Raw genomic sequence first — 13761 nt, 5'->3', positions numbered from 1 at the left:
GTCCTCGGAGCCATGAGGTGCGGGAGCCGGACGCGGGGGCCAGGACACCGCCCGGCCGCACCGGCCGGGCGAGCCCGTCACGCGGGACGCGCCCCGGCGCGGGCGGCCGCTGCCCGTCCGCGCTCGTCCGTCCACCGCTCGCGAGCACGCCGTGATCGGCGGACGGACGAGGATCGCACCAGAGCTGATGAGGCGGTGACCGAAGGGCCGGACCACGGCTCGCTCCCTGCCCGAGGCCGAGCCCGTCGAGTCCGCCGGGGACGGTCCGCGTTCCCGGTGCGGCCAACCCGGCCCCGAGGCCGAGGTGTTCGCGTTGCGCGCGGACGAGGACCCCGCGTCCTCGGCACGGCCGGCGGCGCCCGTCGGCGCCGCGTGCCGGACCGCCCGGCTCACGGCGCCCACGCTGCACCCGGACGCCGTCGACGCCGCCGGACCGGCGTCCTCGGCTCAGAGCGTCTCCGGGTCAGAGCGTCTCCGGCTCAGAGTGTCTCCGGCTCAGAGCGCGTCCGGGCCGCGCTGTCCCGTGCGTACCCGCACCACCGTTTCCACCGGCACCGCCCACACCTTGCCGTCGCCGATCCTGCCCGTGTGGGCGGCGCGGACGATGGCGTCGATGACGGGCTCCGCGTCGGCGTCCTCGACGACGATCTCGATGCGGGCCTTGGGGACCAGGTCCACCTGGTACTCGGCGCCCCGGTAGATCTCGGTGTGCCCGCGCTGGCGCCCGTAGCCACTGGCCTCGGTGACCGTGAGCCCGTTGACGCCGAGCTCCCGGAGCGCGGTCTTCACCTCGTCGAGGCGGAACGGCTTGACGATCGCGGTGATCAGCTTCATGCGGAGGGCTTCCTGTCCTTGGCGGGCGAGGTGACGGGGGACGCGGCGTGCAGCGGCGCGCCGCCATGGCCGAGCACGCCGTGATCGTAGGCGGTCTCCGCGTGCACCGTCTGGTCGAGTCCCGTCAGTTCCTCCTCGGCGGAGGCCCGCAGTCCCATCACCCGGTCGAGCGCCTTGCCGATCCCGTAGGTGGCGAGGAAGGCGTACGCCGCCACGGCCGCCACCGCGAGGGCCTGCCGGCCGAGCTGGCCGAACCCGCCGCCGTAGAACAGGCCCTCCGTGCCGCCGGTCATCGACGAGGTCGCGAACAGGCCGATCAGCAGCGTGCCGATGACACCTCCGGCGAAGTGCACGCCCACGACGTCGAGCGAGTCGTCGTAGCCGAGGCGGAACTTCCAGGCGACCGCGTACGAGCAGACGACGCCCGCGGCGAGACCGACCGCCGCCGCGCCCGGCACCCCGATGACCCCGCACGCCGGAGTGATCGCCACGAGCCCGGCGACCGCGCCGGACGCCGCGCCGAACGTGGTCGGGTGGCCGTCGCGCCGCTGCTCGACGAAGAGCCAGCCGAGCAGGCCGGTGCACCCGGCGACGAGGGTGTTGAGGAGGGACGCGGCGGCCAGGCCGTTCGCGCCGAGCGCCGAACCGCCGTTGAAGCCGAGCCAGCCGAACCACAGCAGACCCGCGCCGAGCAGCACCATCGGCAGGTTGTGCGGCCTCATCGCGTCCTTCTTGAAGCCGATGCGCGGCCCGAGCACCAGACACAGCGCGAGGCCCGACGCGCCCGACGCGATCTCGACGACGAGCCCGCCCGCGAAGTCGAGGGCCCCCAGCGAGTGCGTGATCCAGCCGCCGGGACCCCACACCCAGTGCGCCACGGGAACGTATACGAGAAGCGTCCAAACCGGTACGAAGACGAGCCAGCCCGCGAACTTGGCGCGGTCCGCGACCGCGCCGCTGATCAGCGCCGCCGTGATGATCGCGAAGGTCAGCTGGAAGGTGCCGAAGAGGAGCGTGGGAACCGTGCCGGTGAGGGTGTCCGGACCGATGCCCGCCAGACCGAGGTGGCCGAGGCCGCCGATCAGGCCGGCGAAGGCGTCGTCGCCGAACGCGAGGGAGTAGCCCGCGACCAGCCAGACCACCGTGACCAGGGCGATCGACACGAAACTCATCATCAGCATGTTGAGGACGCTCTTCGTGCGGACCATGCCCCCGTAGAACAGGGCCAGGCCCGGGGTCATCAGCAGGACGAGCGCGGTGGCGGCGAGCAGCCAGGCGGTGTCGCCGGTGTCGAGCCGGGGTGCGGCGGCGAGGGGCATCAACGGTCTCCTCCGGTACGGGTTCGACGCAGAGCCTCACGGCGGCGCGTTTCACGATGCGTACACGGGCATTTCCGTCGTGTTTCATGTTGCGCGGAGATCACCGGGCCCTCACAGTCCGGCGGGCCGTCCCCTGGTTCCACGCCGTCGCGCCGTCGCGTCGCGGGGCCCGTACGGGGGACGAGCGGGGGGCGAGCGGGCGGGCGCGCCGCGAGGCCGGCGGCCACGTGTCCTGTCCGGCCGAAACCCGGTGTTACAGTATGGTCGGATCGATCTCGATCGCAGGATTGTTACTTCCCGAGGACACCGTCTTCGTCGCCCACGCGACGCCAGGGTGGTGTGCGCTTGAGGGAAGGCAAGGCCTGGGTAGCGCCGTGTGCGCGACCCGGGCCTTTTTTGTTGCCCGGATCCGGGCGGGAGAGATCGCGGACAGAACCAGGACGGCGACAGCCCGAGGATGCAAGGACGCATCATGAACACACCCGCAACCGGTCACGGCACGCCGGCGGAGCTGATCCTCCGCGGCGTCGGCGGAGCCGAGAACGTCGAGAGCCTCACGCACTGCGCGACGAGGCTGCGCTTCCAGCTCCACGACGGGGCGAAGGCCGACGCGGCCGCGCTCGACGCCCTCGACGGTGTCATGGCCACGGTGCCGCAGTCCGGCGACCGCCTCCAGATCGTGATCGGCGGAGCCGTCGCACGGGTCTACTCCGAGATCATGAACCTGCCGTCGATGACGAACGGCGGCACGCCGCCGCGGCAGTCGGACGCCGACGTCAAGGCCGAGATGCGGGCCAAGAGCCGCGGCCGCTTCGTCTGGATCGACAACTTCTTCGAGTACCTCTCGGACTCGTTCCGCCCGCTCATGGGCGTGCTGCTCGGCTCCTCGCTGATCATCGCGATCGCCTCCGTCCTCGACGCCCTCGGCGTGGTGGACTTCCGCGCCGCGGACAAGTCCGCGACCTGGGTGTTCGTCGACGCCATGTGGCGCTCGGTGCTGTACTTCCTGCCGGTCTTCGTCGCCTACAACGCGGCCAAGAAACTGAAGATCGACCCGTGGGTGGGCGCCGCCGTGATGGCCGCGGTGATGACCCCGAACTTCACGGGCCTGATCAACTCCAAGATCCCCGGCGTCACGACCACCACCAACGAGACGCTGGGCACCACGGAGTCCGTGGCACACGTCTTCGGTCTGCCGATGCAGCTGAACGACTACGGCGGCCAGGTCTTCGTCCCGCTGCTGATGGTCGCCCTGCTCGCCCTGGTCTACAAGGGCCTGCAGCGGGTCTTCCCCGAGAGCGTCCACATGGTCTTCGTGCCGTTCTTCAGCATGCTGATCATGATCCCGGTGACCGCCTTCCTCATCGGCCCGCTGGGCATCTGGGCCGGAAACGGCCTCGGCGAGGGTCTGTCCTGGCTGAACAACAACGCGCCGATCGTCTTCGCGATCATGATCCCGCTGCTGTACCCGTTCCTGGTGCCGCTCGGCCTGCACTGGCCGCTGAACGCACTCATGCTGCAGAACATCAGCACCCTCGGCTACGACTTCATCCAGGGCCCCATGGGCGCGTGGAACTTCGCCTGCTTCGGCGCCACCGCCGGTGTGCTCCTGCTCTCGCTGCGCCACCGCGAGAAGGAGATGCGCCAGACCGCGACCGGCGCCCTGGCCGCCGGCCTCTTCGGCGGCATCTCCGAGCCCTCGCTGTACGGCATCCACCTGCGCTTCAAGCGGATCTACCCGCGGATGCTGGTCGGCTGCCTCGTCGGCGGCGTCATCGTGGGCGTCCTGGGCGGCGTGGACACCAACGCCTTCGCCTTCACCTCGCTGCTGACCATCCCGGTCTTCGACCCGATGGTGGTCTACGTCATCGCGATCACGGCGTCCTTCTTCACCGCCATGGCCCTCGTGTACTTCTCCGACTTCCGCACCCCGCAGGACCGGGCCCGCGCCAACGCCGAGCGCGACGCCGCCGAGGCGGCCTCCCCGACGGCCACGGCCACGGCCACGGCCACGGCCACGGCCACGGCCACGGCCACGGCCACGGCCACGGCCACGGCCACGGCCACGGCGGCGGCCGACGACCGCGAGCTCGTCACCGTCGGCGCCCCCGCGAGCGCCGAGGCCGCCCCGACCGCGGCGCCCGCCGTCCCCGCTGCGGTCGCGGCCCCCGCCGCAGCTGCGGCCGCCCCCGCTCCCGTCGCCGCCGCTCCGGTCGCCACCGCCGGGAAGGACATCGAGCTCGCCGCACCGGTCGCGGGCCGTGTGGTCGACCTCGACGAGGTCGGGGACCCCGTCTTCGCCTCCCGCGCGCTCGGCGAGGGCGTGGGCATCGAACCGGCCGACGGCCGTGTCGTCGCCCCGGTCGACGGGGAGCTGATGGTCGTCGCCGACACCGGCCACGCCTTCGGCATCCGCACCGCCGAGGGCGTCGAGGTGCTCATCCACGTCGGCATCGACACGGTGCAGATGCAGGGGGAGGGCTTCGACGTCCGGGCCGAGACCGGTCAGGCGGTCCGTGCCGGCGACCTCCTCGTCGAGGTCGACCTCGACGCCGTGCGCGCGGCGGAGCACCCGACCGTCACCCTCATGACCGTCACCAACACGGCGGAGCTCACCTCGGTCGAGCCGCACACCGGGCAGGACGTCGCCGTCGGCGCACCCGTGGTGACCGTACGGCGGTGACGAGCGGCCACCGCCCCGACACGGGTACGCGCACCCCGCGGAGCGCGTACCCGCACGGGGCCCGGCCCGCACCGGGGCCGCGCGCACCGGTCCGTACGGCCCCGGCGGGGCAGCCGCGGACCATGCGGGATCATTGGGGGAGAAACGGACCGCGGACGACAAGGAGAGCAGGCTTTGAAGGCGCTGCGTGTCCTCAACAACAATGTGGTCCTCGCGCGCGACGACAAGGGCCAGGAGGTCATCCTCACCGGACGCGGCATCGGCTTCAGCTCCCGTCAGGGCAAGCCGGTCGACCCGGCGCTGATCGTCCGCGTCTTCGTCCCGGTGGACGGCCGCGACCCCGACCACCTGAGCGAAGCCCTCGCCCTCATCGACGAGGAGGTACTGCGCGCCGTCGTGATCGCCCTCGACGAGGCCGGCATCGAGGGGCGTGAGTCCACCCGGCCGACCCTCGCCATCGCCGTCGCCGACCACGTCGCCGGCGCGCTGGACCGGGCCGCGCGGGGCATCGTCGTCGAGTACCCGCTGCGCGCCGAGGTCCAGGCCCTGTACGCCACCGAGTACGCCCAGGCCCAGCGCCTCCTCGCGGCCATCAACGAGCGCGTCGACCCGCGGCTGGAGCCCCCCGAGGCGATCGCGCTCGCGCTGCACCTGGTGAACGCGGGCTTCGCCAAGGGAGACCTGTCCTTCACGTACACGATGACCGGCGTCATCCAGCAGATGCTCGCCGTCGTCAGGGAACGGCACGGGCTGTCCGTCTCCCAGGAGTCCATGAGCGCGGCGCGGTTCATCACCCACGTGCGCTACCTCTTCGTGCGGATCCAGCAGCACCGGCAGCTGAAGGGCCACGAGTCCACGATCGGCCAGGGCATCCGCCACCACTACCCGGAGGCGACCCGCACCGCACAGCAGCTGGCGACGATCGTCGAACTGCGCCTGGGAACGCGCCTGAGCGAGGACGAGGTCTCCTACCTGGCGCTTCACGTCGCCCGGATGACCATGGAGACGGAGCCGGGCGGCACCGCGGTGTGAGCTGCACCCCGCACATACGGCCGGCCGGTCACCGTCGGCGTACGTGCGGGGGAGTGCCCGGCGGGGCAGCGGTTCGCCTCCCTGGGGGGCGTCCCCCCGCGTCCGGCCTGCCGAACGGCCCGTCCCCCGCACCATGACGGGCTGGGCCGCGGCACTCGACGCCCCGGCGCTCGCCGTCGCCCTCCACCCCGTCCACCAGAACCCGGCAGCGCCCCGGACCGTGGCGGACCCCGCCACGGAAACCGGCCTTTCCCGGACGGCGTCCGCCGGGCGCTCCACCCCGATGATTCGAGTTCGCCTTCGCCGACGCGGTCCCCGGGACGCGGGTACCGTTTCCGCCACCGGTCCGGCTTCCCCTCGCCGCCCTGCTGTCCCCGTCGCCCTGCTCCTCACGGCCGCTGCCCTCGTCCTCGCCTCCGCGCGCCGTCCCGGCGTGCTCCTGTTCCGCGCCGGGACCCCGGCCGGGGCAGCGGGCCTGTCGCTGCGCGTGCCGGCGAGCCGGCCGTCGATGACCCCGCCCAGCCCATCGCGGCGGTCGCCCCCTGTGAGGGAGCCGACGCGGAACCGGCGGCGAGCGGGGAGCGGTACGGAGCGCTCGCCGGTTTCGCGCCCGTGCCCGGTACCGCTCCGGGACCGGCGGAGGGCGCCCCCGACCGGACGCCCGGGAGGACACCCCGGAGCGGCACTGTGGGGCAGGATCCTGGCACGCGGGGCGGGGGGCTCCTCCGGCTCCGCGAACGGCTCGCCCGGCCCTCGGGACGAGGAAAGCCGCCCTCGCCGCCCCCGTCGGGGAGACCGCCGCGACGGGGGACGGCGGACCCGGCGAATGACGTGCCGCGGACCGTGCGGCGCACCCCGTGGAGCAGGGGGAGCCCGGCGACCGGGCAGGGACCGGAGACCGCCGTCCACATCCACATCCACATCCACGTCCACGTGCGCGGGCCGGTCCGCCACGTACCCCCGCGTTCACGACGGCCCGCCCCCACGGGCGGGCCCCGCCGCACGCCTCGACGCGTGACCACCCGATGCCCGAGCGTGCCCGCGATCGTTGTCCCTCTGCCGGGAACGCGGGCGCGGCGGCGCCGTCCCCGCCGGGAGGGCGGGCCGCGCGCCGTCGGCTGTTCCCCGCCCCTCGCCCGACGAGCGGGCCCCTACGGAAGGCGGAGAATGTCCACACGCAGAAGCTTCCTCGGCAGCGCCACCGCGGCCGGCGTCATGGCGGGCCTCGTGGCCTCACCGGCGGCGGCCGAGGACGGGAGCGGGCCGTCGCCCGCCGGCGGCCCGGGCGCTCGGCGCGCTCGGGCGCGCGAGGCGATCGTGGCGGTCAACAGCGGTATGAGGTCGCACTACGCCGCGCTCAAGTCGGAACTGATCACGCGGCTCAGTCCCGTACTGGTGGTCCAGAACGACGCCAGGGGCGGAAGGTTCACCCTCGTCCACGAGGACACCCAGGAGTCGCTGCATCCCGTCGGGGAGGTGTTCGAACTGGCGAAGTCCGTCAGCCACGTGCCGCTCGGTGTCTTCTCGATCATCGCGCCCCACCTGAGCGACAGGATCCCGAACCTCCCCGGTGCGGACCGCATCGATCCGCACGACCTCGCCATGGTCGCCTTCGCGGACGCCGCGGCCACCGACTGGATCACACCGCTGAGGCAGTACGCCGACACGCTGGCCGCGGCCCGGCGTCAGCTCGGCCGGGCCGGCCTCCCGCCGGAACTGGTGGCCTCGTGCGCGTGGGTGCTCGACCGCGCACTCGCGTTCATCGAGGCCTCCGCCGCGGCCCGGTCCTTCGACATCAGGTCGTTCGAGGACTTCTCCCACAGCGTGCACGCCGGCATCCGCACCAACATGAGGTACGCCGCCGAGGCCCAGATCGCCGGTGTGCGGGGCCTCCTGCGGAAGTGGCGGGCCCGGATCGGGGAGGAGGCGTGGCAGGACCTGTACACGGTCGTGCTGTCCCAGTGGGCCACGTCCGAACTGAACCAGAACTCGATCATCATCAGGCCGTGCATGAACCCGGCGAAGGTGGCCACCCACCTGATCGACCTGCCGGCCGCCGAGCCGCTCTCCGACCCGGTCTTCGTGGCCCTGGACAACCTCGCCCGGATCGTGCAGGACAACATCGCGGCCGAGCTGGTCTTCCCTTCGGACCGGGCGGCCGCCGACGCGCTCAAGGGCCCGCAGGACCTGCTCGCCGACGAGATCCTGGACCAGCTTGGCGCACCAGCACCAGCACCAGCACCAGTACCAGCACCGGCACCGGCACCGGCACCGGGCACGGCGTCGTACGTCGCACCGGCCGGGGCCGGGAGGGGGACCTGTCCCGTCACCCGAACGGCCCCGGCTCCCCGACAGGACGGCACGCCGCATGGCCCCGGCCCGCGCTGATGACCACGGCACGGTCGGGCGCGGACGCCGCCGCGGACACGGCCGTGACCGCGGTGGCCCCTCTCCCCGGCGCCCGAGAGGCTGCCGCCGGCCTGAGGGGGGCGGAAAGAGGCCGGGACCGCGCCCCCGCGGCGGCACGCCCCCTGGCGCGGGCCCGGACGCCCGCCGCCGGCACACCCCCGCACCGGCCCCTCCGCCGGGCCCCGGGGAGCCGCGTACGAAGGGCCGAGCGGAGCCGCGTAGGCCGGACCGAGCGGTCGGACTGAGCGGTCGGTCCGAGTAGGGGCCCTTCGGGCGGGCAGACGCCCGGCATGACCAGCCACGGCCGGTGTGAGGACGAGGACGGCTCGGGGCCCCTGAAGGGCCGCGTCGCGGTCGTGACGGGCGCCGCACGCGGACTCGGCGAAGGGCTGGCGCACGCGTTGTCCCGCCGCGGTGCGCGGGTGGCCCTGGTGGGCCTGGAGGGCGGGCGTCTCGCCCGCCTCGCGGCGGAGCTCCCCGGCACGGCCGCCCACTGGACCGTCGACGTGACAGAGGCCGACGAGCTCGCCGGGGCGGCCGAGGAAGTGCGCCGGGCGCTCGGCAGGCCTTCGGTGGTCGTCGCCAACGCGGGGGTGGCTCTCGGCGGGCCCCTGCTGGACTGCGAGACCGACGCCTGGAGACGGGTGATCGACGTCAACCTCGTCGGCAGCGCCCTGACGGCGCGTTGCTTCCTGCCGGACCTGCTGCACACCCGCGGCTACTACCTCCAGGTCGCCTCCATGGCGGCCCTCGCGCCCGCGCCCCTGCTCACGGCGTACTGCGCGTCGAAGGCGGGAGCGGAGGCATTCGCGCACGCCCTGCGCGCCGAAGTCCTGCACCGCGGCGTCGGCGTCGGCGTCGCGTACCTGAACTGGGCCGATACCGCCATGATCCGCGAAGCCGACGAGACCGCAGTCTTCCGCGAACTGCGGACGCACCTGCCCCGGCCGGCCTCCGCCGTCCACGACCCCGCCTCCTACGTCCGGGTGATGGTCCACGGCATCGAACGCCGGTCCGCGCACATCTACGCCCCGCCCTGGCTGCGCGGCGCGCAAGCGGCCCGGTCCCTCCTGCCGTCCGTCGTCGCGCACCGCTCCCGGCGGGTCCTCGCCGACCGCGGGGAGCGCCCCCTGCCCGCGACCGGGCTCCTGGGACCCGGCGGCACCGCCGCGGACCAGGCCCGGGGCGGCGGCCCGGACCCCGATGCGTACCCCCACCCCCATCCCCACCCCCATCCCCATCCCCAGGAGCGATCATGGCCGTACGCCACCGACTGATCCACGCCGCCCCGCACCAGGTGTGGGCCGTCCTCGCCGAAGCCTCCCTCTACGCGGACTGGGTGGTCGGCACGAGCGACTCGCACGCCGCCCGCGGTCTGTGGCCCGAACTGGACTCCACCCTCGCGTACACGGTCAGGATCGGGCCGTGGACGGCGTCGGGCACGACGATCGTCCGCAGGGCGGAGGCACCCCGAGCACTCGAACTCGAAGTCGACAGCGGCCCCCTCGGCACCGCCCGGGTGGCGATCGACATCCGCCCCTGGGGCGAGGACTCCCTGGTCATCGTGGACGAGCACCCGCTGCGCGGGATCGGCGGCGCCCTGCACAACGCCGCGTTCGACGCGCTGATCCAGCTGCGCCACCGCGACATGCTCAGACGGCTCGCCCGCGTGGTCGACGACCACGTCGAAGCCTCCGCACAGGAACGCGCCTGAGGACGGGAGGAAGACGCGATGCCCGATGCGATCGTGATCGGAGCCGGGCCCAACGGACTGGTCGCCGCCAACCTGCTCGTCGACGCCGGCTGGAGCGTGGAGGTCCTCGAAGCGCAACCGGAACCCGGAGGCGCCGTACGCAGTGACCGGGGCGTGCACCCCGACTACGTCAGCGACCTGTTCAGCGCCTTCTACCCGCTGGCCGCCGCCTCGCCCGTCATCGCCTCCCTCGGGCTGGACCGCGAGGGACTCGTCTGGAGCCATGCCCCGCGCGTGCTCGCCCACCCCCTCGCCGACGGCCGGTGCGCGGTGCTGGACCGGCTGCCGCACGACACCGCCGCGGGCCTGGAACGGTTCGCGCCGGGCGACGGGGCCGCGTGGACGGACCTGTGCGCGGCCTGGGACCGGCTCGGCCCCGACATCGTGCGGGCCCTGTTCACCCCCTTCCCGCCGATGGTCCCCACGGCCCGGCTCCTGCGCGGCGTCCGTCACGCCGGGGGACTGGGGCTCGTACGCCGCCTGCTGCTGCCCGTACGACGGCTGGGGGAGGAGGAGTTCCGCGCCGAAGCGGGCGCCCTCCTCCTCGCGGGCAACGCCCTGCACGCCGACCTGCCACCCGAGGCGGCCGGCAGCGGCGGCTACGGATGGCTCATGTCGATGCTCGCCCAGCACCACGGATTCCCCGTCCCCACGGGCGGCGCCGGCGAGCTCACCGCAGCCCTGGTACGGAGGCTGGAGCGCCGGGGCGGCGCGGTCCGCTGCGACACGCCGGTCGTCGAAGTCGTCGTCCGGGGCGGCCGGGCCGTCGGCGTACGCACCACCGCCGGTGAACGCGTACCCGCCCGCCGGGCCGTCCTGGCCGACGTGTCGGCCCCCGCGCTGTTCGGCTCACTGGTCGGCGAAGAGCACCTGCCCGACGACTTCCTGCGGCACTTGCGCCGCTTCCAGTGGGACTTCGCCACCTTCAAGGTGGACTGGGCACTGGACTCCCGCGTGCCCTGGACGGCCCCGCAGGCCGCGACCGCCGGCACCGTGCATCTCGCCGGCGGCATCGACGGCCTGACGGCCTTCGCGGCCCGGATCGCCACGGGACTCGTACCCGAGGACCCCTTCCTCGTCTTCGGCCAGATGACCGCGGCCGACACCACCCGCTCCCCGGCGGGCACGGAATCCGCCTGGGCCTACACGCACCTGCCGCACCGGATCAAGGGCGATGCCGGCGGGCAGGGGCTGACGGGGCGCTGGGAGGGCGGCGAGAGCGAAGCGATGGCGGACCGCATGGAAGAAGTCGTCGAGCGCTACGCCCCCGGCTTCCGCGCGCGCGTCCTGCGGCGGAGGATCCTGGCGCCACCCACGCTGGAGTCGATGGACGCGAACCTGCGTGACGGCGCGCTCAACGGAGGCACGGCCGCCCTGCACCAGCAGCTCGTGTTCCGGCCCGTCCCCGGCAACGGACGCCCCGAGACCCCGGTCAAGGGGCTCTTCCTCGCGTCGGCGTCCGCGCACCCCGGCGGCGGCGTCCACGGCGCGCCGGGCGCCAACGCGGCCAGGGCGGCCCTGCGCCGTCACCTGCCGACGGTGCTGACCGTGCGTCGCCGGCGACTCCCGCACGTCGCATAGCCGCACCGCGCCGCCGCCCACCGCCGGACCGCAGCACGGTGGAGGACCCCCGCCGTGATCGGAGCCCGTCGTCGCACGGCGTACGTCCTCCACGGTCCGGGCGGGGTCGCGTCCCTGACGGCTCCGGGCGCGACGGGCCTTCCACGTGGCGGGGGCCGGGAGTGGCGAACCCGTCCACCACGGCCACGCAGTCCTCGGCGAGACGGCGGACGGCGGCCCCGGAGGAGCAGGGCACCCCGCTCCCTTCGCACACCGCTGCGGCGAGGGTCACGGCGATCTCGTCGAAGAGGACGGCCCGGCGCCCCCGCAGGCCGTCGACCGTGCGCAGCCAGTGCTCCCGGGCCGGCCGGGGGCGCCCACGCCCCGGGGCGTCATGAGCCGGGCCGTGAGGAGTTCCTTGCGGCCCCGGTGCGCCCCGCCGTCCAGGGCATGCACGCCCCCTGCCGAAGAGCGTGTCGAGGACGGGGCCCGGCAGCGCGCCGTGCCGCAGCACGTGGCGTTCGTCGTGGAAGAAGCCCACCGCGGCCGGGCCGTGCAGCAGCAGGGCGGGCCGCCCCCTCAGGCGGGTCGCGCCGGCCGGCCCGACGACGTGCGTCGGGTCCCGCCCGGAGCCCCGGTCGCGCTCCCGGATCGGGGCGATACGTACGCCTGTGCATGGTGCGGCCGGTACGGGTAGGCGCGGAACATGACCCAGAACCGAGAACTTGCGGTAGTGACGGGTGCGTCCAGTGGCATCGGGTTCGAGCTCGCCCGGCAGCTCGCCGAGCGGGGTTTCGACCTGATCGTGAACTCCGCCGATGAGGAGCGCCTCCGCTCCGCGGCGGAGGAGATCGAGCGGCGGACCGGGGCGACCGTGCGGCCCGTGCGGGCCGATCTGCGCAGTTACGACGAGGCTGAGCGTCTCGTCGGGGCGGTGGCTTCCGCCGGACGCCCGGTGGCCGTGGCCGCGCTGAACGCCGGAGTGGGAGAAGGCGGAGCGTTCCTCGATACGGACCTGGAGGACGAGTTCGAGATCGTCGACCTGAACGTGCGCTCCACGGTCCACCTGGCCAAGCGGTTGCTGCGGTCGATGGCGGCGGCGGGTGAGGGACGGCTGCTGATCACGTCCTCCATCGCTTCCACCATGCCGGGCTCGTTCCAGGCCGTGTACAACGCCTCGAAGTCGTTCCTGCAGTCCTTCTCCCAGGCGCTGCAGAACGAACTCAAGGACACGCCCCTGACGGTGACCGCCCTGATGCCCGGCCCCACGGACACCGACTTCTTCCGGCGCGCCGACATGGGTGACACCAAGGTCGGCCAGGGCGACAAGGACGATCCCGCCCAGGTGGCGAAGCAAGGGCTGGACGCCCTCTTCGCGGGCAAGGACAAGGTCGTCGCCGGCTCGCTGAAGACCAGGGCGCAGGGCATGGCCGACAAGATCCTCCCCGACAGCCTCAAGGCGGAAGCGCACCGCCGGATGGCGGAGCCCGGGTCCGCCGACGGGTAGCCGTCCTTCATGGTGATGCCCGCCGGCCCGAACCCCGATCGGCGGGCATCACCATGAAGGACGGGATACGTGACCATCGGGGCGGCCGGATCAGCTGGACACCACGACCTGAACCACGCCGCTGCGCACGGTCGCCCCGCCCGCACGCCGTCACCGCCGCTGTCGCCGAAGAACGCTGCCGGCCCCCTGCGCGGGGCACCGCTCGCGCACGCCCCACCGAACGCGCCGGGGGCGGCGCGGACCGGGTGGGATCCGGGAGCCCCGACCCTGTGGAGCGCTCAGGAGCCCCGCTCGATGTGCACGGCCACGGCGCCCTTCCCACGGGCGTGGGCGGGGTGCGGTCCCCGGCCCCTGCCCTGACCCCTGAGCCCCCCTGCCCCCTGACCCCTGGGCGCTCGCCGGTGGAAGGCGGCTCCTCGGGACACGGCGTCGACGCCGACGCCGACGCATTCTGGGCTTCAGCCGGCTGTCGTCCCCCCGTTGGTGATCCGACGCGACGGTCGGTCGCGTCCACGTCCACGTCCGCGTCCGTGTTGGTGCGGGCAGGGCGCCGGGCCGGTCGTGCGGGTCCTTCGCGAGTCCGGGCCGTGGTGAGTGATCGCTCAGATGCCGGTCCGGTCACCCACCGCCATGCTCACCGGGGACGGTCCGTCGCCGGAGCACG

9 protein-coding genes are annotated in these 13761 nt (G+C 73.8%); 7 read left to right on the top strand and 2 right to left on the bottom strand.

Annotated features, from left to right (window positions below; genetic code table 11):
• Positions 1–495: 495 nt before the first annotated feature.
• Together ACF1ED_RS07815 and ACF1ED_RS07810 are read right to left on the bottom strand one after the other, a co-directional pair.
• Positions 496–834, bottom strand: a complete 339-nt coding sequence (locus tag ACF1ED_RS07815) for a P-II family nitrogen regulator (RefSeq protein ID WP_391757662.1) — start codon at positions 832–834, stop codon at positions 496–498.
• Positions 831–2153, bottom strand: a complete 1323-nt coding sequence (locus ACF1ED_RS07810) for an ammonium transporter (protein ID WP_391757660.1) — start codon at positions 2151–2153, stop codon at positions 831–833. The genes ACF1ED_RS07815 and ACF1ED_RS07810 overlap by 4 nt, the downstream gene beginning before the upstream one ends.
• A gap of 472 nt (positions 2154–2625) precedes the next feature.
• On the opposite strand from ACF1ED_RS07810, the gene ACF1ED_RS07805 reads away from it, so the two are divergent.
• From ACF1ED_RS07805 to ACF1ED_RS07775, 7 genes are all read left to right on the top strand, one after another.
• A complete protein-coding gene (locus ACF1ED_RS07805) occupies positions 2626–4836 on the top strand; it encodes a glucose PTS transporter subunit IIA (protein ID WP_391757658.1) in 2211 nt (736 codons plus the stop codon).
• A gap of 174 nt (positions 4837–5010) precedes the next feature.
• A complete protein-coding gene (locus ACF1ED_RS07800) occupies positions 5011–5868 on the top strand; it encodes a PRD domain-containing protein (RefSeq protein WP_391757656.1) in 858 nt (285 codons plus the stop codon).
• A 1167-nt stretch (positions 5869–7035) separates the two neighbouring features.
• On the top strand, positions 7036–8256 hold the full coding sequence (locus tag ACF1ED_RS07795) for a hypothetical protein (RefSeq protein WP_391757654.1): 1221 nt from the start codon (positions 7036–7038) through the stop codon (positions 8254–8256).
• A 311-nt stretch (positions 8257–8567) separates the two neighbouring features.
• The gene (locus tag ACF1ED_RS07790) at positions 8568–9554 is read left to right on the top strand and encodes an SDR family oxidoreductase (protein WP_391757652.1); all 987 of its coding nucleotides are present in this window, start codon (positions 8568–8570) and stop codon (positions 9552–9554) included.
• A complete protein-coding gene (locus ACF1ED_RS07785; RefSeq protein ID WP_391757650.1) occupies positions 9533–9991 on the top strand; it encodes an SRPBCC family protein in 459 nt (152 codons plus the stop codon). The genes ACF1ED_RS07790 and ACF1ED_RS07785 overlap by 22 nt, the downstream gene beginning before the upstream one ends.
• An 18-nt stretch (positions 9992–10009) precedes the next feature.
• Entirely contained in the window at positions 10010–11611 is a 1602-nt protein-coding gene (locus ACF1ED_RS07780) for a phytoene desaturase family protein (RefSeq protein WP_391757648.1), read from the top strand.
• 685 nt (positions 11612–12296) lie between these two features.
• Positions 12297–13097 carry an SDR family NAD(P)-dependent oxidoreductase gene (locus ACF1ED_RS07775; RefSeq protein ID WP_391757646.1) on the top strand — a complete coding sequence of 267 codons (801 nt, stop codon included), beginning with the start codon at positions 12297–12299 and terminating at the stop codon, positions 13095–13097.
• Positions 13098–13761: the final 664 nt, after the last annotated feature.

Origin of the sequence: Streptomyces sp. NPDC014656, assembly GCF_043084305.1 — a bacterium.
Taxonomy (GTDB): Bacteria; Actinomycetota; Actinomycetes; order Streptomycetales; family Streptomycetaceae; genus Streptomyces.
This window is presented reverse-complemented; position numbering and strand designations above follow the sequence as displayed.

Bases quoted from the DNA above. Each gene is read 5' to 3' on its own strand.
- ACF1ED_RS07815 (WP_391757662.1), bottom strand. From the start codon at position 834: ATGAAGCTGATCACCGCGATCGTCAAGCCGTTCCGCCTCGACGAGGTG.
- ACF1ED_RS07810 (WP_391757660.1), bottom strand. From the start codon at position 2,153: ATGCCCCTCGCCGCCGCACCCCGGCTCGACACCGGCGACACCGCCTGG.
- ACF1ED_RS07805 (WP_391757658.1), top strand. From the start codon at position 2,626: ATGAACACACCCGCAACCGGTCACGGCACGCCGGCGGAGCTGATCCTC.
- ACF1ED_RS07795 (WP_391757654.1), top strand. From the start codon at position 7,036: ATGTCCACACGCAGAAGCTTCCTCGGCAGCGCCACCGCGGCCGGCGTC.
- ACF1ED_RS07790 (WP_391757652.1), top strand. From the start codon at position 8,568: ATGACCAGCCACGGCCGGTGTGAGGACGAGGACGGCTCGGGGCCCCTG.
- ACF1ED_RS07785 (WP_391757650.1), top strand. From the start codon at position 9,533: ATGGCCGTACGCCACCGACTGATCCACGCCGCCCCGCACCAGGTGTGG.
- ACF1ED_RS07780 (WP_391757648.1), top strand. From the start codon at position 10,010: ATGCCCGATGCGATCGTGATCGGAGCCGGGCCCAACGGACTGGTCGCC.
- ACF1ED_RS07775 (WP_391757646.1), top strand. From the start codon at position 12,297: ATGACCCAGAACCGAGAACTTGCGGTAGTGACGGGTGCGTCCAGTGGC.